This is a genomic window from Duganella sp. Root336D2 (genome assembly GCF_001425005.1).
GTDB lineage: Bacteria > Pseudomonadota > Gammaproteobacteria > Burkholderiales > Burkholderiaceae_D > Rugamonas.
This window is the reverse complement of the sequence record NZ_LMDB01000012.1, coordinates 518917-537299: the sequence shown is the minus strand read 5'-3', so window position 1 is coordinate 537299 and position 18383 is coordinate 518917. Positions and strand designations below refer to the sequence as shown.

Sequence of the window (18383 nt, the reverse complement as noted above, 5' to 3'; positions counted from 1 at the left end):
CTTATATTTATACTGCGTAGCCGAACCACGCGCCATAGCCTGACAATTGGACCTCGCCGTCCAGCACTTCGCCCGGCAAACCAGGCTGCTCCAGCTTCTGCGCCCCTTGGGCCGCCGGCAGCTGGAAGTTCACCGGCGCGGCTCCCAGGTTGAACACCGCGATCACGCTGCGTTCACCTTCCAGGTCGCGCCGCAGCGCCAGTACCGGCTCCGGCGCGTCGTAGAACACAATGTCGCCGCGCGTCAGCTGCGGCATGGTTTTGCGCCAGGCGATCATGCGGCGCGCAAAGTTCAGCGGCGAATTCGGGTCCTCTTCCTGGAGCGAGGCGGCAATGGCCTTGTGCTCCTCGGCCACCGGCAGCCACGGTGTGCCGGAAGTGAAGCCGCCATGCGCACCGGCAGTCCAGGCAATCGGCGTACGGCAGCCGTCGCGGCCCTTGAACTCGGGCCAGAAGGTCTTGCCGTAGGGATCCTGGATCAGCTCATAAGGCACATCGGCCTCGCTGAACGCCAGCTCATCCCCCTGGTAAAGGCAAGGAGTGCCTTTCAGCGACAACTGCATGGCCAGCACCAGCTTGGCGAACGCCGCCTGGTTGCTCATGCCCTTCCAGCGCGTCACCACGCGCACCGCATCATGGTTGCCGACCGACCAGGATGGCTGGCCGTCCTTGACGCGCGCCTTGAAGTCTTCCACCTGCTTGCGGATGTGGCCCGCACTGCTGTCTGCGGTCAGCAGGTTGAAGCTGTAAGCCATGTGCAGCTTGTTGCCGCCGGCGGTGTATTCAGCCATGACGGCCAGCGAATCGTCGGCGCCCACTTCGCCGATCGCCACCGCGCCGTATTCATCCAGCAGCACGCGCAGCTTTTCGAGGAAGGCCACGTTTTCAGGCTGGCTCTTATCGTGGATGTGCGCCTGCATGCCGTAGGGATTGGCGTCGCTCACGGTGGAGGTGTCGCGCACGAGGGCCGGCGGGTTGCTGCGCAACTGGCGGTCATGGAAGTGGAAGTTACAGGCATCCATGCGCACGCCGTCGACGCCGCGCTCCAGCCAGAAGCGCAGCGCGTCAATGTGGGCCTGCTGCACGTCCGGGTGGTGGAAGTTCAGGTCCGGCTGGCTGACGAGGAAGTTGTGCATGTAGTACTGCTTGCGGCGCGAATCCCACTGCCACGACGAGCCACCGAAAACCGACAGCCAGTTGTTAGGCGGATTCCCGTCCGGCAGCGGATCGGCCCAGACATACCAGTCGGATTTAGGATTGTCGCGCGAAGAACGGCTCTCTTTGAACCATGGGTGGTCTTCGGAAGTGTGGGACATGACCTGGTCGATCATGATCTTCAGGCCCAGGCCGTGGGCCTTGGCAATCATGCGGTCGAAGTCGGCCAAGGTGCCGAACATCGGATCGACGTCGCAGTAATCGGCGACGTCGTAGCCGAAATCGCGCATCGGGGATTTGAAGAATGGAGAGATCCAGATGATGTCCACACCCAGCTTGGCGATGTAATCGAGGCGATCGGAGATGCCATTCAGGTCGCCGATGCCGTCACCGTCGGTGTCGAGGTAACTGCGCGGATAGACCTGATAAATGATTGCTTCTTTCCACCAAGGTGTGCTCATATTCCTAATCCCGTAAAAAACGACTATGTAGATAATATACATCATGGGTGGGGGAAGTTCAAATACTATGAATCCTTAAAAATCAACAACTTAGTGTTTTTGATGTAGCCAAACTACATATAAGTGAAACCAGTAGTTGCCAACGCAGGTGGGTTCGCATAGCATCGCGGCCATTATTCGAATCGGGAGACTTCATGTCGACGCAAGAACTGGAACAGGGTAACGGGCCGATGCCCAGGCAAATCCCGTATATCATCACCAACGAAGCCTGCGAACGTTTCAGTTTTTATGGCATGCGCAATATCCTGGTGCCGTTCCTGATCAGCACCCTGCTGCTGTTCATCCCGTCCGAGCACCGCGCCAGCGAAGCAAAGCACGTATTCCATACTTTCGTGATCGGCGTGTATTTCTTCCCGCTGCTGGGCGGCTGGCTGTCGGACCGCTTCTTCGGCAAATACAACACGGTATTCTGGTTTTCGCTGATCTACTGCGCCGGGCATGCCTGCCTTGCCCTGTTTGAGAGCAACCTCAATGGCTTCTACTTTGGCCTGTTCCTGATTGCGTTTGGCTCGGGCGGCATCAAGCCGCTGGTGGTTTCCTTCGTCGGCGACCAATTTGACCAGACCAACAAGAAGAAGGCCAAAGTGGTGTTCGACGCCTTCTACTGGAGCATCAACTTCGGTTCCTTCTTCGCCTCCCTGCTGATGCCGATCTTCCTGAAGGACTTCGGGCCTGCAGTGGCATTCGGCATCCCGGGCATCCTGATGTTCATCGCTACCATCGTGTTCTGGCTCGGGCGCGGGAAGTACATCCACGTACCGCCCTCGGAGCCTAGCGAGGAATCGTTTACCCGCGTCGCCAGAACCGCACTGATGTCGGCCGCGCCTGGTCAATCCCGCCCAGGCCTGACCGTGGCATTGATCGGCGTGGGCGCTGCCCTGGTATCGCTGGCCATGACCCCATCGTGGGGCTTCGTCATCGCGGCATGTACGGCCCTGGTGCTGGTGATGGCGTTCGGCGGCATCGGCACCTCGATGCAGCTTGAACGCGCGCGCGGCAAGCATAGCGACCAGGCGGTGGACGGCGTGCGTGCCGTGCTGCGCATCTTCATCGTGTTCGCAATGGTGACCCCATTCTGGTCCCTGTTCGACCAGAAGGCTTCGACCTGGATCGTACAGGCCAACGACATGGTGCATCCAACCTATGAATTCCTGGGCTGGTCGTTCTCCTTCGTGCCGGCGCAAATGCAGGCACTGAACCCGCTGCTGGTGATGCTGCTGATCCCGTTCAACAACATCGCCCTGTTCCCGCTGCTTCGCAAGCTGGGCATCGAACCGACGCCGCTGCGCCGCATGGGCACCGGCATCCTGGTTTCGGCGCTGGCCTGGGTGGTGATCGGCACGCTGCAAGTGGTGATGGATGGCGGCACACCAGTTTCGATGGCGTGGCAGATCCTGCCATATGCGCTGCTGACCTTCGGCGAGGTGCTGGTATCCGCCACTGGCCTCGAATTCGCCTATTCCCAGGCACCTTCGTCAATGAAGGGCGTGATCATGGCACTGTGGTACCTGGCGGTCACGGTTGGCAACCTGTGGGTGCTGATCCTGAATGCTGGCGTGAAGAACGACGCCGTATCGGCCTATATCAAGACCACCGGCTTCTCCGTGATGGCGTTCCAGATGTACTTCTTCGCCGCCTTCGCCGCGCTGGTGGCAGGCTGCTTCGCGCTGTACGCGATGCGCTACAAGATGGTGGACTTCTACCGCAAGGAGCCGGAACCGCAAGTCTGCTACGGCACCACGCCGGAACCGCAGAAGGCCTGAGCCAATCCAGCCCGCTCCGGCGGGCTTTTTTATTCCTGTCGCTGCCGATTTGCGGCGGCGAAAATCCGCACAAAGCGCGGCTGGAATTCCGGAATCCCGCCATCGCGGGCCCGGACGTTCCGCTCGCCAGGCGGCGCACCTCAATAAAATCAAGCACTTGCCGCATTCCAAGATTCTGGCATGGAAGCTGCTAATTGCTGGTCAGAACACCCCTTACCCAGGAGACCAGCATGACCAAGCTTAAACTCGCACCCCTCTTCGTGGCCGCAGCCTTCGCTTCCGCCGCCAACGCCCAGGAAGTCGTCCGCCTCGGCAACCTGAAATTCGCGCACTACGGCGCCGTCTCGTATATCAAGGAAATCGCACCCAAGTGCGGCATCAAGGTCGAAGAACACGTCTTCGCCAAAGGCCCGGACGTGATGCAGGCCATCCTGGCCGGTGAGCTCGATGTCGGCGCCACCGCGTCGGAAGCTGCCATCCAGGGCCGCGCCAATGGCGCCCCGATTTATGTCGTCGCCGGTTTCGCCAAAGGTGGCGCGCGCCTGGTCGCGCGCCCCGACAGCGGCATCAAGGCAATCAAGGATTTGAAGGGCAAGAAAGTCGGCGTGACCCGCGGCGGCATCCATGAAGTGCTGCTGGCAGCCGAACTGGCGCAAGCCGGCCTGACCTTCTCCGACCAACCGGGCAAGGACGTGCAACTGGTGTTCCTGGCCTTCGCGGACCTGAACCAGGCGCTGCTCGGCAAGAACCTGGACGCAATCATGCAATCGGAGCCGCAATCCTCGCAAGCCATTAACAAGGGCTTCGGCATGGAAGTCATGAAGCCATATGACACCCCGATCGGCGAGCCAGTGCGCACCATGGTCATGAGCGAGAAGTTCTACACCACCCGCCGTGCCACCGCCGCCAAGTTCATGAACTGCTTCGTGCAGGCCACCAAGACCTTCATCGACGACAAGCCGACCGCTGAAAAATACGTGCGCAACGTAATCTTCAAAGGCCAGATCACTTCCGACGACTTCCAGGACGCGATCGCCAATTCGCCGTACACCTACGACATTTCGCCGCAGCATATCCAGGTCACCACCGATGTGATGAACAAGACCGGCGTGGGAAAAATGCGCAAGGCACCGGTAGCTTCCGAATGGGTCAAGACCGACCTGCTGGACGAAGCGAAGAAAAGCCTGAACATCAAGTAAGGCGAGGCATATCATGGCAAAACTGAATTTGCGCCAGATCGCAACGGGCTCCGTGGTGCCCGCGCTGGTGATTGCCCTGTGGCAGGCCAGCGCTTCGCTGGAGTGGATCAATCCGCAAGTACTGCCCTCCCCGTGGGCGGTAGTGACGAAGTGGGTGGAATACCTGCTGCCGCTGCAAGCCTATGACCCCGCCGCGAGCTCCTGGCTCGCTTGGGCATTTTCCGGCGAACTGATTGGCGACACCATCAGCAGCATGTACCGGGTGCTGGTCGGCTTCGCCGTCGGCGCCGGCCTGGCCCTGCCTTTCGGGCTGGTCATGGGTTCGAGCAAGCGCATGTACGATTGGCTCAATCCCCTGCTGCAGGTACTGCGCCCGATTCCACCTATCGCCTATATCCCACTGGCGATCCTGTGGTTCGGCCTGGGCAACGCGCCAGCCGTGTTCCTGATTGCGCTGGGGGCCTTCTTCCCGGTGCTGATGAACACCATTGCCGGCGTGCGCCACGTTGACGGCATTTACATCCGCGCCGCCCGCAACCTGGGCGTCAGCCAGAGCACCATGTTCGTCCGCGTAATGCTGCCGGCAGCCGTTCCTTACATCCTGTCCGGCGTACGCATCGGCATCGGTACCGCCTTCATCGTGGTCATCGTTTCCGAGATGATCGCCGTGAACAATGGCCTCGGTTTCCGCATCCTGGAAGCACGCGAGTACTTCTGGTCGGACAAGATCATCGCCGGCATGATCAGCATCGGCCTGCTTGGCCTGGCGATCGACATCGGCATGAACAAACTGAATAACCACCTGCTGCGCTGGCACCGCGGCCTGGAGAACTGAGATGAGCGCAACCCATATCGACGTCAAAGGCGTCAACAAGGTATTCAAGACCGACAACCGCGAAGTGGTGGCGCTGCGCGACATCAACCTGCAGATCCCGCAAGGCCAGTTCGTCTGCCTGCTGGGGCCTTCGGGCTGCGGCAAGTCCACCCTGCTGAACGCCATTGCAGGTTTCTCGCTGCCATCCAGCGGCGAGATCACCGCCGACGGCCAGTTGATCACCGGTCCTGGTCCTGAGCGCGGCATGGTGTTCCAGGAATACGCACTGTTCCCATGGATGACGGTGGAGAAGAACATCGCCTTCGGCCTGGAGGTCAAAGGCATGGCACAAGCGGAAATCAAGCAGCGCGTGGACCAGCTGCTGTCCATGCTGTCGCTGTCCGACTTCCGCAACCGCTATCCGAAAGACCTGTCCGGCGGCATGCGCCAGCGTGTAGCCATTGCGCGCGTGCTGGCACTGGACTCGCCGATCATGCTGATGGACGAGCCGTTCGGCGCACTGGACGCCCTGACCCGCCGCAACCTGCAGGACGAACTGCTGCGCATCTGGTCGGAACTGAAAAAGACCATCATCTTCGTTACCCACAGTATCGAAGAGGCGATCTACCTGGCCGACCGCATCGTGGTCATGACCTACCGCCCGGGCACTGTCAAGCGCGACATGATCGTGGAACTGCCGCGCTTGCGTGATCCGGCGTCGGCAGACTTCAACGCCCTCAAACGTGAACTGGGCGCGCTGGTCATGGAAGAACAGCAGCGTCACCACAGCGACGAACTGCGCATGGCCGCAGTGGACTAAAATTGCGCTTATGCGCAAACCTTTTATTCTGTTGCTGTTACCGGCGGCCGCGATCATCGTGGCCGCCTATATCCTTGGCGCCTACCGCGCCGGCAATGAACAGCTGGCGCAAGGCCAGCGCCAGCTGCAACTCATGGCGCCGGAACTGCAGTCGGTGCTGGAGCGTTTTGAAACCCTCCCCTTTGTCCTGGCGCAGCAGCCCGACCTGACCAACGCCCTCGCCGCTCCGAAGAATCCGGAAGTCATCGCCCGCCTGAATGAGACGCTGCAAACCATCCAGCAGCAGGCCAAGGTCGGCGCGCTTTACCTGATGGACCGCAACGGCCTGACCTTGGGCGCCAGCAACTGGGACCAGCCGCTCGGCTTCGCCGGCAAGATTTTCTCCTACCGCCCTTATTTCCAGGCTGCGCTGAACGGCAAGGCTGGCCGCTTCTACGGCATCGGTACCAGCACCAGCGAAGCGGGCTACTTCATCGCGCAACCTGTAAAGCGGCATGGCGAGATCGCAGGCGTGATCGCCGTGAAGATCAGCCTCGCCGAGCTGGAACGCAACTGGAACAGCAGCGAAGACCCGATCGTCCTGGCCGACCGCCACGGCGTCATCTTCCTCAGTAATCGACCGAACTGGCGCTATCACAGCCTGACGCCCTTGCGGCCCGACGCCCTGGCGGAGCTGGCCAGCACGCAGCAATACATCGGCCGCGAAGTCACGCCCTTGGCGCGTAATCCCGGCCCGCGCGTCACGCAGGAAGTCGGGCGCCTGGGCTGGCAGCTGATGATTTTCCCAAGCCAGTTGCGCGTGGTACGCAGCGGCATCAACTGGGCGCTGGCAACCGCCCTGCTGCTGGCTTGCGGCGCCGTCTCGTATTGGGCCATGCACCAGCGCCGCCGCCGGCGCGAAGAGCGCATGGCCTTCGACCGCGAACTGGAGTCGCGCATCGCCCAGCGCACGCAGCAACTGAGCGAAACCAACCGCATCCTGCGCACGACCCAGAATGAACTGGTGCAAGCCGGCAAACTGGCCATGCTGGGCCAGATGGCTGCCGGCGTGACACATGAACTGAACCAGCCGCTGGCGGCAATCCGTGCCTTTGCCGACAACGCCCGTACTTTCCTCGCCCGCGGCCAACCGGAACAGGCGGCCAGCAACCTTGGACACATCGGCGATGCCAGTGCCCGCATGGGAGCCATCATCAGCCAGCTGAAAGGTTTTGCGCGCAAGGACGACACCATAGGCCCGGTGGACTTCGCGCGCGCAGTACGCAGCTCTACTTTCCTGCTCGAGAGCGAGAGCAAGCGTCGCAATGTGGCGATGGAGATCGAGACCGGCGCGGAGCCGCTGGTGGTGGCAGGCGATACGGTGCGCATCGAACAAGTGCTGATTAACATATTGCGCAATGCCCTGGATGCGGTCGAGGGAACGCCGCAGCCGCGTGTCTCCATCGTGCTGTCGCGCGAAGGTGCCGAAGGCGTCGCACGCATCAGCGACAGCGGCCCGGGCATCCCGCAGGAAGTGGCGGCGCACCTGTTCGAGCCCTTCTTCACCACCAAGCCTGCCGGGCAAGGACTGGGGCTGGGGCTGGCGATCTCCTCCTCGATCGTGCAGGCAATGAACGGCAGCCTGTCGACCCGCAACCTGGACGGCGGCGGTGCGCAGTTTGAGTTACGCTTACCGCTTATTAAAGAAGGAGCTGCCCGATGAAGGCGCTATTGGTTGAAGATGAGGCGTCGCTGCGCCTGGCCACCTCGCAAACGCTGGAGCTGGGCGGCTTCGCAGTGCAGGCTTGCGCAAGCGCCGAGGAAGCGCTGCCGTTGCTGCTGGCGAATTTCGCAGGCGTAGTGGTAACCGATGTACGGCTGCCGGGGCTTTCCGGACTGGACTTGCTGGCGCGCGTTGCGGCGCTCGACGCCGAGCTGCCCGTCATTGTGGTGACCGGCCACGGTGATGTCAGCATGGCAGTGGAAGCCATGCGCGCCGGAGCCTATGACTTCATCGAAAAGCCCTTCTCGTCCGAACGCCTGATGGACGCGGTCAAGCGCGCGCAAGAGCGCCGCAACCTGGTCCTGGAAAACCGCCGCTTGCGCAGCGAACGCGCGCAGCACCCGGACATGCCAGACCTGATCGGACGCTCCGAAGCCATCGAGCACTTGAAAGTCGTGGTGCGCAATGTGGCGCCGACCGGCGTGGATATCCTGGTCAATGGCCAGACCGGTACCGGCAAGGAAGTGATGGCGCGCCTGATTCATGCGGCCAGTGGACGCAAGGGGAATTTCGTCGCCATCAACTGCGGCGCACTGCCCGAGTCGGTGTTCGAGAGCGAAATATTCGGCCACGAGGCGGGGGCCTTTACAGGCGCGCAAAAGCGGCGCATCGGCAAGCTGGAATTCGCCAATGGCGGGACGGTGTTCCTCGATGAGATTGAGAGCATGCCGATGGCACTGCAGGTCAAACTGCTGCGCGTGCTGCAGGAACGGCGCCTCGAACGCCTGGGCGGGAATGAGTCGGTGGCGCTGGATTGCCGGGTAGTCGCGGCCAGCAAGGCCGACTTGCTGGCGCTGTCGGCCCAGGGATTGTTTCGCGAGGACCTGTATTACCGGATTGGCGTCATCAGCATCGATTTGCCGCGCCTGCGCGACCGGCACGAGGATATTCCGCTGCTGCTGGCGCACTTCGTCGCCGAGGCAGCCCGGCGCTACCAGCGCGCAATGCCGATGTGGACGCCGGAGCAGATGGCCGCATGGCAGGCAGCGGATTGGCCGGGGAATGTGCGGGAGCTGCGCAATTTTGCCGAGCGCCTCACGCTTGGACTGGTCCCCGTCGCAACCATCGCACCGTCGCATAGCCCGGCAATCGTATCCGGCGCGGCTTTTGCCACTGGCGCAGGCATTTCATCGCCAGCGGCTGCTGCCACTGGCGCAGGCATGGAATGGGCAGCCGGCGCCGGCGCCACAGGCAGCGCCGCCATGACCGCAGGTGCCGCCTCGGCAGCCGGCGTCGCAATGGCAGCCGGCGTACCCGCCGCAGGCTCGGTGACGGGGGACGCCGAGCAGCCTTCCCTGCCGCAGCAAGTCGACGCCTTCGAGCGCGACCTGATCCTGCGTGCCCTGGCCTCTGCCGACAATAATGTGGCGCTGGCCGCTGACCGCCTGCTTCTGCCCCGCAAGACGCTCTATGACAAGCTGAAAAAGCACCAGATCCAGCGCGACTAATATGTAGTGAAGCTACAGATTTTGAGCTAATATTTCTGTAGCATCACTACTACGGAGACAAAATGAAGCAGCGCACCCTCGTGGCGGCCCTTGCGGCGGTCCTCGCGGCGTTTTCCGCCGCCGCGGCACCAACCACCGTCCTCACCGCAGCCCCCACCGCTGCCTCACCTCATACCCTGGCCTCCTGCGCCGGCCCGCATGAGACCGTGCTGGCCCTTACCCAAGGCTTCGATGCCCGTGCTCTGTGGCTGGACGGGCGTTTGGCCAAATGGACCGGCGTCCAGGCCGAGGGCAGCTTCAAAATCTATTACGCAGCCGCCGCTGGCATCAGCGCGCCGCAAGGCGCCACCGTCAGCGGAGCGGATGGTGCAATGCCGCTGGCCGCGACGACCGAAACACTTCCCGCCGCGCTGGCCCAGCGCTTCAAGTACACCGGCGACGGCGTGCTGCTCGCACTTTCGGCCGCCAACCGCGCCCGCCTGCCGGCAATGCTGGCAAAACAACTGGTACTAGTGCAGGAAAATGCAGACGGCACCGTGCGTGACGCCACCGCGCTGCAGGTGCCGGGCGCATTGGACGAAATCTACGCCACCGCCGAACAGGCGAACGACCTGGGCGCAAGCATCGGCAAAGGCGCCACCACATTCAAACTGTGGGCGCCGACCGCACAACGCGTTTCTGTCTGTGTGTTCGACACCGGCAGCAGCAAGGCGAAATCCGTCACCACCATGCACGCCGACGCAAAAACCGGCATCTGGTCCGCCAATGCTAACGGCAACCTGTCCGGCCGCTATTACAAATACGTGGTGGACGTGATCGCGCCAAAAACCGGCTTGGTACGCAACGTCGTCACCGACCCGTATTCCGTCAGCCTGACCACCGACTCTTCCCGCAGCTACATCGCCGACCTGGCCGACCCGCGCCTGGCGCCCGCCGGCTGGAACAAGGACCAGCCACCGGCCAGCGTGAAGGTGCAGCCGGACATGTCGATTTACGAGCTGCACGTGCGCGACTTCTCGATCAACGACATGTCCGTCAGCGCCATGAACCGCGGCAAATACACCGCCTTCCGCGAGAGCGGCACCAACGGCATGAAACACCTCGCCATGCTGGCTAAAGCCGGCATGACCGACGTCCACTTGCTGCCGGTATATGACCTGGGCAGCGTGCCGGAGAAAGGCTGCGTCGCCCCCGTCGTACACGGCGCTCCAGACGGCGACCAGCAGCAGAAAATCGTCAGCGACAACGCGCTGAAAGACTGCTACAACTGGGGCTACGACCCATGGCATTTCAACGCACCGGAAGGCAGCTACAGCACCGACGCCGCCGACGGCGCACGCCGCATCATCGAACTGCGCGAAATGGTGATGGCGCTGCACAAGATCGGACTGCGCGTCGGCACCGACGTGGTCTACAACCATACTTATCGCGGCGGCCAGCACGAGCGCTCGGTGCTGGACCGCATCGTCCCCGGCTATTACCAGCGACTGAACCTGAAAGGCGAAATCGAAAGCTCCACCTGCTGCTTCAACACGGCCACCGAAAACCGCATGATGGCCAAGCTGATGATCGACTCGGCCGAGCTGTGGACGAAGCACTACCACATCGACTCCTTCCGCTTCGACTTGATGGGCCACCAGCCGCGCGCCGCAATGGAAGCGCTGCAGGCCCGCGTCAGCAAGGCCGCTGGCCGGCATGTGAACCTGATCGGCGAAGGCTGGAACTTCGGCGAAGTGGCGGACGGTGCGCGCTTCGTGCAGGCCTCGCAACTGTCGCTGAACGGCAGCGGAATCGGCACATTCAGCGACCGCGCGCGCGATGCCGTACGCGGTGGCGGCGCGGGCGATTCGGGGCAGCAAGTGATCTCGCAGCAAGGTTATATCAATGGCCTGGTGTACGACCCGAATGCCGGCGCTGGCTTGCGCCCAGTGGCGGATTTGATGAAGGCATCCGACCTGGTGAAGGTCGGCCTGGCCGGTTCGATCCGCAGCTACCGCATGCAGACCTTTACCGGAGAGACCAAGGAGCTGCAGGCCATCGTTTATGGCGGCAACCAGCCTGCCGGTTATGCCAGCCAGCCAGGCGAGGTGGTCAACTACGTCGAGAACCACGACAACCAGACGCTGTATGACATCAATACCCTCAAGCTGCCTATCTCCACGACCAGCGCTGACCGCGCGCGCGTGCAGATGCTGGCGGCTGCAATCAACGCCTTCTCGCAGGGCGTCGCGTATTACCACGCCGGATTCGAGATCCTGCGTTCCAAATCGATGGACCGCAACAGCTTTGAATCGGGTGACTGGTTCAATCGCCTCGACTGGACCTACCAGACCAACTACTTCGGCACCGGCCTGCCGCCCGCCGCGGACAACGGCAAGGATTACGCGCTGCTCCAGCCCTTGCTGGCTAATCGCGCGCTTCAGCCAACGCCCGTTGATATCGCACTCGCACGCGACACCTTCCGCGACCTGCTGCGCATCCGTGCCAGCAGCACCTTGTTCCGGATGCGTACCGCGGACGATATCAAGAAGCGCCTGCACTTCCTGAACACCGGGCCAGAACAGCTGGCGACCGTCGTCGCAGCGCGCCTCGACGGCGCCGGCTATGAAGGCGCGGGATTCAAGACGGTGGCGTACTTTATCAACGTGGACAAGGTGGAGCAGACCATCACTGCCGCTGGAGAAGCCGGCAAGGCCTACCGCCTGCACCCGGTGCAAACCGGAGCCGCAGCCCGCTACGACACCGCAACGGGCAGCTTCACCATTCCCGCGAGGACGGCTATAGTATTCGTTGAATAAACTTTAAGGCCGATGGCCGCCCAGTCATGTCCACCATCCTTCGCGCAATCCAGGGCGATATCACCAAGCTTTCAGTCGACGCGATCGTCAACGCTGCCAACTCCTCGCTCTTGGGCGGTGGCGGCGTTGATGGCGCAATTCATCGCGCCGCTGGGCCAGAACTGGTCCACGAATGCCGTCTTCTCGGTGGCTGCAAGACGGGGCAAGCGAAGCTGACGAAGGGTTATCGGCTACCGGCCAAGTACATCATCCATACCGTCGGACCGGTGTGGCGCGGCGGTACCAATGGCGAACCGGATCTATTGGCGGCCTGCTATCGCGGCAGCGTGGAACTGGCGGCCAGACACGGTGCCGCCTCACTGGCATTTCCCAGCATCAGCACCGGCATCTACGGCTACCCGATTGACCAGGCCGCCGAACTCGCCGTATCGGCAGTATGCGCCGCGGCCGAGCAATTCCCTGGGCTTGAAGAAGTCATCTTCTGCTGCTTCTCCCAAGCCGACCTTGAGGTCTACGAAGCGCTTCTCAACTAAAGCCACTTCCATGTGGCGAAAGCCGTCCTATCTGGAGGTAAGCAAATGCGGGTTCGTGTCAGAGTGTGAGGAACGCCATCGCGAAGGCTGAGCATGACTCGGGAACTCGTCTGCACCATCGGCCATCCGAACCGCACAATCGAGGAATTCACCGGATTGCTGCAGCAGAATGGCATTTATGCCTGCTCGATATCAGGACAGTGCCAAAGCCGCGCCATCACCCGCAGTTTGGACAGGAGCAGTTCGCTGCATCGCTGGCAGAAGCGGGCAAGCTTTGCTGGTTCGCGGCATGCAAGTCGACGATATCATTGATGCGCGACGACGGCCTCCACACAATATGACGCCTTTTGCTTGCGTAGAAGGCCTACGTATTACTTGAACCGACATTGCGTGTCAACAGGAAGGCAGCTTCCGCCCCATTGCGGACGTTTGCAAACTCAATCCGAATCGCAAGGATGCCGCCGAGCGTCACATCATTGGGTACGCCATTGCGGCCACATTGAACCCTTGGGATGATTGACAACACCACGCTCTATTGCCTTCTCGTTCCAGCGCTCTACAGGTTCAGCAGATTCTCCCTTATGCTTCAACAATTCGGGGGCTCCAATGAAATAAATCGCTTGGTCCTCCCGTCTCCCGAAGCGCTGCAGGACGCTGTAGTGTTCTTTCATACCAGACATCCAAACCGAGACCGTCAGTACGTCAACAGCATTTCCGTCAGGCTCCCTGTACAAACCTTCACGCCCGAACGCCCACGAGACATTGTTTGACTTTGCCTCGCCTAGACTGGCCCATCCCTTAGACACGGCTTCCTCCTGGGTTTCGGACTCAAAGTCGACCACCTGTCTCCCATCATCGCCTTCGAGAACGGCGAATGGACAGATCAGCTCACCGGCTCGATTTGCGTCAGCAATTGCGGCACAGTGGACGAGAACGAAGCCCGCAAGTTCAAGCGCTTCATTTAGAACGGAAAATCGGAAGAGAGAGCCGAACATTTAAATACTTTCAACAAGTTAGTTAAGCCGCGCCGCAACTTTGCGTCAGTTGAATTCAATGGCTGCTTCTGGCCGAAAACGGCAGGCGTGTTTAGCTGCGTAGGATTTCCTTAGCTTGTTCAGACAGCCCTTCCAATTGCTCACCAGCCGTTGGGCTCTCGGACAAACGTTCAAGGTCAGCACGCAACGCTACAGCAAGTTCTGGCGACTGATCAACGATACCGACAAGGATAGAGTATTTCCACGCATCGTCATCTGACTCAAATACCGTCTTAAGATATGGAGCGAGGGGCGCGCCCACCTGCACCAAAAACGGTTGAAAAACTCTCGCGACCGGCCAATTCATGTCCTGCATCCAATCCAAAATCTGGGGCATTACCGGCTTAACTCGCTCCCAGCCAAGCGACACCAGAGTCATCGCATTTTCGGTGTCGTGCTTGTCACGTGGAAGCGGGACGCCAAAGTCTTTATTCATTCAGTTCCTGCGAACCATCGTAAAGGTTCATCCTTTCCTAATGCATCCGGCGGCTCATGGCCGAGAACTGCAGTTTCAGGTTCCATGATCCATCGAAAGCGCAAGGGTGCGACGCTCCAGTTCGCCAGTTCGATGAAGTTCTCGAAGTACCGAATCAATGATCGGCACACTGAGTTCACTAACGACGATCATGTGCAATTCCCCCAAATGGACTTTTGCCGTACTGCCTTCGACGACATCGCCTACTCGATTCAGTAGTTCAGGTGTCACAAAGAAAAGCCAACGTTTACCGCTCGGGAACGAAATGGTTACTTCGACCGACGTTTGCAAAGGCAGTTCAATCGAGTCGTCAATAGTGTACTGGAACATAGAATCTTGGAAAGTCTGGAGTGGCTGCTACTGGCCGACTGTACGCGGTCAAATCGGGCTGCTCGCCTAATTTTCAACGTGTCGGACAGGGATACCATGTTGAAGCGCCGAATCGTACACACACTTGGCCAATTCATCATCCTCGATCACCAAAACTGAGTTAGTTATCTCGTTTGTCGGCAGGAATTGGGGGGTATCGATAATTTTTTCCAACACGCTCAAACCTTCGTTGCGACAAGCGTCCGCCAATCTACGAGCATGCCTGGACTCAAATCGTCCTAGGAAAAAGATCGGACATCCGCGCAACCGCTCAGTAACTTGACTAAGCGGCAGCGATTTAAATTCCGACACGGAACGCCTCACCGCCATCAGTTCTCGAGGCGATGGGCCATCAAGTTGTTCAAACTTCAGAGATAGTTCGACATCATTTCCATAGAGGCGCGTCAGCACCCAGCCGGGCTGAGAACCGTCCCATAGATATTGAAAAGCAAGGACTTCCGATGAACTCATAATTCTAAAAGTAGATTTTTTGCGATAGTCCGAAACGCGATGACCGCTCTTGGCCGCTATGAGCCAACGCCAAAGTATATGCGCGAAAACACAAATGCCGAAATCAGTCCGCCCGCTATAGCGCTCGCCAACGTAACTGTCGGCTTCGACGTTTGACGTGCGATGAGCAAACCAATTCCAGTTGCGGATGAAATCGCTAGCAGGTGACTCAATGCAAACGTCAAGAAAAATCCGATAGCGGTGAGGCCCCAGCCTGCACCTGAGCCAGGAGCTATCGCAGCGACGCACCAAGTTATCAGCGCCCGGACCTGTCAGGAATTTTGTGTGCCGGGGTCGCGGTTCGTAGTTAGTTAATCGCGTTGGTGAAGCGTTCCCCAAACAGAATGGCAAACTGGTTGGCGGNCGGACCTGTCAGGAATTTTGTGTGCCGGGGTCGCGGTTCGTAGTTAGTTAATCGCGTTGGTGAAGCGTTCCCCAAACAGAATGGCAAACTGGTTGGCGGCCATCTTCCAGGTCCGCTGCGGCATCTTCCAATCTTTTTCAATATTGCGCAAGGCCAGATACAGCAATTTGGTCGCCGCTTCGTCACTCGGGAAGTGGCCACGGTTCTTCACGATCTTCCGTAAACGCATGTGCAGGCTCTCAATAGCATTTGTGGTGTAGATGATCGAACGTACTTCCGGTGGGTACGAGAAGAATGGAATCACCTGCTCCCATTGGCGCCGCCACATCGCCGGCACGGTCGGGAAGCGCTGTCCCCACGGCCCCTCTGCGAAGGCGTCTAAAGCCGCCGCTGCCGCGTCGGCATTCGCAGCCTGGTAGATCGGCTTGAGCGCAGCGGCGAGCTCTTTACGGTCCTTCCAGGACGCCAGCGTCATCGAGTTGCGGATCAGGTGCACGATGCAGGTCTGGATCTGCGCCTGCGGGAAGACCGCCTCAATCGCTTCAGGGAAGCCGCGCAGGCCATCTACGACCGCGATCAGGATGTCTTCCAGTCCACGGTTGCGCAGCTCGTTGAAGACCTTCAACCAGAATTTGGCACCTTCCGTTTGTTCGATCCACAGGCCAAGCACTTCTTTTCGGCCATCGGCGCGGATACCCAGCGCCAGGTACACCGCCTTGTTCTTGACGGTGCCTTCATCACGGATCTTCAGCCGCAGTGCATCGAAATAGACAATGGGGTACATCGTCTCCAGCGGCCGCTGCTGCCATTGCGCCACTTCGTCCATGACCTCGTCGGTGATGGTCGAGATCAAATCGTGTGATACATCAGTGCCGTACAGCTCCAGCAAATGCGCCTGAATCTCGCGCACGGTCATGCCGCGTGCATACATGCCGATCACGTGGTCATCAAAGCCCGGCATACGGCGCTGGTGTTTGGCGACCAGCTTGGGCTCGAAGCTGGAAAGGCGATCACGCGGGATCTCCAGTTCCAGCTCGCCGCCCGGCGCGAGCACGGTCTTGCGGCTCTTGCCGTTGCGGTGGTTCTTGGCGTCGCCTTCGGTGGCGAGATGGTGGTTCAATTCGGCGGTCAGCATGCGCTCGGCCAGCATCTTTTTGAGCTGGCCAGCCAGTCCTGATTCCCCGAGAATGGACTCGGCGTCCTTGTTCTCGACCTGGGCCAGCAACTGGTCGATCAGTTCAACGGGAAACGGGTACTGCTTTTTGGTTTTTGGCTTCTTCGTGGTCATTGCATCGGTCATGGACAATCCCTTTCGGTATTATTTCATGACCCCGGACTCACACGAAAATTCTGACAGGCTCCAGCGCCCAGGATACCAACACCAAGATTGGCAACCAGACGCCTGAGATAGATAGCCAATTCAGATAGCGCAGCATGATTTGAAAACCTAGGTCCTATTCTTTTGGGCGACCGCTAATGGCCGACATTAGCCTTCCGGCGATTCATAATGCGCCTGAATGCCACGCCATCTGCAAGCATCGAGTACGCCGCCAGCATAATCCATTACTTCGTCCCAGGCGCGAGTCCTAAGAAGTCCACCCAGGGAATCTGGCAACTGCGCTAATCGCTCATTGTAATAGGCATCGAACTGTTTCAGCAGTACCAGCTCATCGGCAGAAAAATCGCTCGCAAATTGCGCATCCGCTGGATGGTAGAAGTCATCGAACCATTGATTAACCAATTCATTCGCTACGTTCACCGGCGCGGATTCTTGGTATTCAAGCTGTTCGCTGCGTGATGCAATAAGGTTCAAAAGGTTAATGATGTTGACCCGATGCGGCCCCATGGAAACTCCAAAAATTTATGCGCACGCCACAGGCAGCTTTTGGCCGTTTTTGGACGAAGTAAGACTCTATCCGATCTGACAGTCAATGTCAGATTGAGTTTGAGCCACTACAGACCAAGCAAGACTCTATCCCATTTGACAGTCAGTGTCAGATTAAGTTTGCGGCACTTCAACTCAGGCTTTGAAATTATATACGTCACAATGCACTCGCCAGTACTCCTCCGCCTTTGGCTCAAGCAGCCCGCGCAACTGTGCATTAACTATGTTGAGCGGCGCCATCCGTCTTGCCGGGTAGCGCTCTCTCCTTCGCTTCCGCGGCTTCCATGTGAAGGCGGAGCGCGCGCAGGCCGACCCGCTGGATACGCGAGAGCGGCCGCTGTGGCATCGGCTGCGCTTCCTTATTTCTTATGGCGGCATACATCATCAGTTCAAGCTTTTCCATTTCGGTGAGCGAAAATGGTAACGGTGCTTCCGATGCCTCAAAAAAGTTGATTCCAATGTGGATCGGAACCGAAGTACGTGGCCGCGAGTTGGCCGAGTAGATCAACGTGATCGGCTCCGGTTTCTGGCCAGACTTCGAAGTGGACTCTATCCAAAGCTTGGCGCGGCAAACTTTGGTGTAGCTTATTTCGCCTTCAGACCTGTCCGGAAGCTTCTCATGGTCCGTCAGCCTCACCTTGATTTCGCTTCTAAGCGCCTTGAAATCATTCATTCTCAGGTAAAAGGCGACGCCAAGGTTCTGCCACCCTTCCGGCATCTGCGCGTAAAACCGGGGCAAGAGCCACATTACGTCGTGATCAACCGCGAGGAACGGCTGGTAAGCGTCAACCATCGCCTGCTGCCGGGGTGTCACAGCGATGGCCGTTGGAAATGCCTTCTGAGATGCGCTTTGCGCTGCCTTCTGCAGTGCGCGTTCCGATACTTTTTCAAAGGCCTTTGATATCACCGTGTAGACGTGTGATTCCATCTCGTC

General features: G+C 59.6%; 15 protein-coding genes. 8 read left to right on the top strand and 7 right to left on the bottom strand.

Features of this window, described 5'->3' with window-relative positions:
- Positions 1–7: 7 nt before the first annotated feature.
- Positions 8–1615: an alpha-amylase family glycosyl hydrolase gene (locus tag ASD07_RS12525; protein ID WP_055930211.1), complete on the bottom strand. Its 1608-nt coding sequence runs from the start codon at positions 1613–1615 to the stop codon at positions 8–10.
- A 194-nt stretch (positions 1616–1809) separates the two neighbouring features.
- On the opposite strand from ASD07_RS12525, the gene ASD07_RS12520 reads away from it, so the two are divergent.
- The 8 genes from ASD07_RS12520 to ASD07_RS12485 all read left to right on the top strand — a co-directional run bounded on the left by ASD07_RS12520 (position 1810) and on the right by ASD07_RS12485 (position 12812).
- A complete protein-coding gene (locus ASD07_RS12520; RefSeq protein WP_055930208.1) occupies positions 1810–3438 on the top strand; it encodes an oligopeptide:H+ symporter in 1629 nt (542 codons plus the stop codon).
- 230 nt (positions 3439–3668) lie between these two features.
- Positions 3669–4637, top strand: coding sequence for an ABC transporter substrate-binding protein (locus ASD07_RS12515; protein WP_055930205.1), 969 nt, complete (start codon positions 3669–3671; stop codon positions 4635–4637).
- 13 nt (positions 4638–4650) lie between these two features.
- Positions 4651–5472: an ABC transporter permease gene (locus ASD07_RS12510; protein WP_055930202.1), complete on the top strand. Its 822-nt coding sequence runs from the start codon at positions 4651–4653 to the stop codon at positions 5470–5472.
- 1 nt (position 5473) lies between these two features.
- Positions 5474–6271, top strand: coding sequence for an ABC transporter ATP-binding protein (locus ASD07_RS12505; RefSeq protein WP_055930199.1), 798 nt, complete (start codon positions 5474–5476; stop codon positions 6269–6271).
- Positions 6272–6281: 10 nt separating this feature from the next.
- Positions 6282–7973, top strand: a complete 1692-nt coding sequence (locus ASD07_RS12500) for an ATP-binding protein (RefSeq protein WP_055930196.1) — start codon at positions 6282–6284, stop codon at positions 7971–7973.
- Positions 7970–9481, top strand: a complete 1512-nt coding sequence (locus ASD07_RS12495; protein WP_055930193.1) for a sigma-54 dependent transcriptional regulator — start codon at positions 7970–7972, stop codon at positions 9479–9481. Before ASD07_RS12500 ends, ASD07_RS12495 begins: the two co-directional genes overlap by 4 nt.
- Positions 9482–9543: 62 nt before the next feature.
- Complete coding sequence (locus ASD07_RS12490; protein ID WP_055930190.1) at positions 9544–12279, top strand: alpha-1,6-glucosidase domain-containing protein; 2736 nt, start codon at positions 9544–9546, stop codon at positions 12277–12279.
- A 26-nt stretch (positions 12280–12305) separates the two neighbouring features.
- The gene (locus tag ASD07_RS12485; protein WP_055930187.1) at positions 12306–12812 is read left to right on the top strand and encodes an O-acetyl-ADP-ribose deacetylase; all 507 of its coding nucleotides are present in this window, start codon (positions 12306–12308) and stop codon (positions 12810–12812) included.
- A 473-nt stretch (positions 12813–13285) separates the two neighbouring features.
- On the opposite strand, the gene ASD07_RS12480 is transcribed toward ASD07_RS12485, so the two are convergent.
- The 6 genes from ASD07_RS12480 to ASD07_RS12460 form a co-directional block, all read right to left on the bottom strand.
- Entirely contained in the window at positions 13286–13807 is a 522-nt protein-coding gene (locus tag ASD07_RS12480) for a hypothetical protein (RefSeq protein ID WP_055930183.1), read from the bottom strand.
- Between the two features lie 91 nt (positions 13808–13898).
- Positions 13899–14282 (bottom strand): DUF5071 domain-containing protein, encoded by a 384-nt coding sequence (locus ASD07_RS12475; RefSeq protein ID WP_055930181.1) that lies wholly within the window; start codon positions 14280–14282, stop codon positions 13899–13901.
- Positions 14283–14357: 75 nt separating this feature from the next.
- The gene (locus ASD07_RS30810; protein ID WP_156397983.1) at positions 14358–14651 is read right to left on the bottom strand and encodes a hypothetical protein; all 294 of its coding nucleotides are present in this window, start codon (positions 14649–14651) and stop codon (positions 14358–14360) included.
- Between the two features lie 956 nt (positions 14652–15607).
- Positions 15608–16852 (bottom strand): IS256 family transposase, encoded by a 1245-nt coding sequence (locus ASD07_RS12470; protein WP_156398007.1) that lies wholly within the window; start codon positions 16850–16852, stop codon positions 15608–15610.
- Positions 16853–17050: 198 nt separating this feature from the next.
- Positions 17051–17410 carry a hypothetical protein gene (locus ASD07_RS12465; RefSeq protein WP_055930171.1) on the bottom strand — a complete coding sequence of 120 codons (360 nt, stop codon included), beginning with the start codon at positions 17408–17410 and terminating at the stop codon, positions 17051–17053.
- 256 nt (positions 17411–17666) lie between these two features.
- Complete coding sequence (locus ASD07_RS12460; protein ID WP_055930168.1) at positions 17667–18377, bottom strand: hypothetical protein; 711 nt, start codon at positions 18375–18377, stop codon at positions 17667–17669.
- Positions 18378–18383 lie beyond the last annotated feature (6 nt).

Excerpts from the sequence above, each read along its gene's own strand:
- ASD07_RS12525 (WP_055930211.1), bottom strand. The coding sequence starts at position 1,615 with ATGAGCACACCTTGGTGGAAAGAAGCAATCATTTATCAGGTCTATCCG.
- ASD07_RS12520 (WP_055930208.1), top strand. The coding sequence starts at position 1,810 with ATGTCGACGCAAGAACTGGAACAGGGTAACGGGCCGATGCCCAGGCAA.
- ASD07_RS12515 (WP_055930205.1), top strand. The coding sequence starts at position 3,669 with ATGACCAAGCTTAAACTCGCACCCCTCTTCGTGGCCGCAGCCTTCGCT.
- ASD07_RS12510 (WP_055930202.1), top strand. The coding sequence starts at position 4,651 with ATGGCAAAACTGAATTTGCGCCAGATCGCAACGGGCTCCGTGGTGCCC.
- ASD07_RS12505 (WP_055930199.1), top strand. The coding sequence starts at position 5,474 with ATGAGCGCAACCCATATCGACGTCAAAGGCGTCAACAAGGTATTCAAG.
- ASD07_RS12500 (WP_055930196.1), top strand. The coding sequence starts at position 6,282 with ATGCGCAAACCTTTTATTCTGTTGCTGTTACCGGCGGCCGCGATCATC.
- ASD07_RS12495 (WP_055930193.1), top strand. The coding sequence starts at position 7,970 with ATGAAGGCGCTATTGGTTGAAGATGAGGCGTCGCTGCGCCTGGCCACC.
- ASD07_RS12490 (WP_055930190.1), top strand. The coding sequence starts at position 9,544 with ATGAAGCAGCGCACCCTCGTGGCGGCCCTTGCGGCGGTCCTCGCGGCG.
- ASD07_RS12485 (WP_055930187.1), top strand. The coding sequence starts at position 12,306 with ATGTCCACCATCCTTCGCGCAATCCAGGGCGATATCACCAAGCTTTCA.
- ASD07_RS12480 (WP_055930183.1), bottom strand. The coding sequence starts at position 13,807 with ATGTTCGGCTCTCTCTTCCGATTTTCCGTTCTAAATGAAGCGCTTGAA.
- ASD07_RS12475 (WP_055930181.1), bottom strand. The coding sequence starts at position 14,282 with ATGAATAAAGACTTTGGCGTCCCGCTTCCACGTGACAAGCACGACACC.
- ASD07_RS30810 (WP_156397983.1), bottom strand. The coding sequence starts at position 14,651 with ATGTTCCAGTACACTATTGACGACTCGATTGAACTGCCTTTGCAAACG.
- ASD07_RS12470 (WP_156398007.1), bottom strand. The coding sequence starts at position 16,852 with ATGACCACGAAGAAGCCAAAAACCAAAAAGCAGTACCCGTTTCCCGTT.
- ASD07_RS12465 (WP_055930171.1), bottom strand. The coding sequence starts at position 17,410 with ATGGGGCCGCATCGGGTCAACATCATTAACCTTTTGAACCTTATTGCA.
- ASD07_RS12460 (WP_055930168.1), bottom strand. The coding sequence starts at position 18,377 with ATGGAATCACACGTCTACACGGTGATATCAAAGGCCTTTGAAAAAGTA.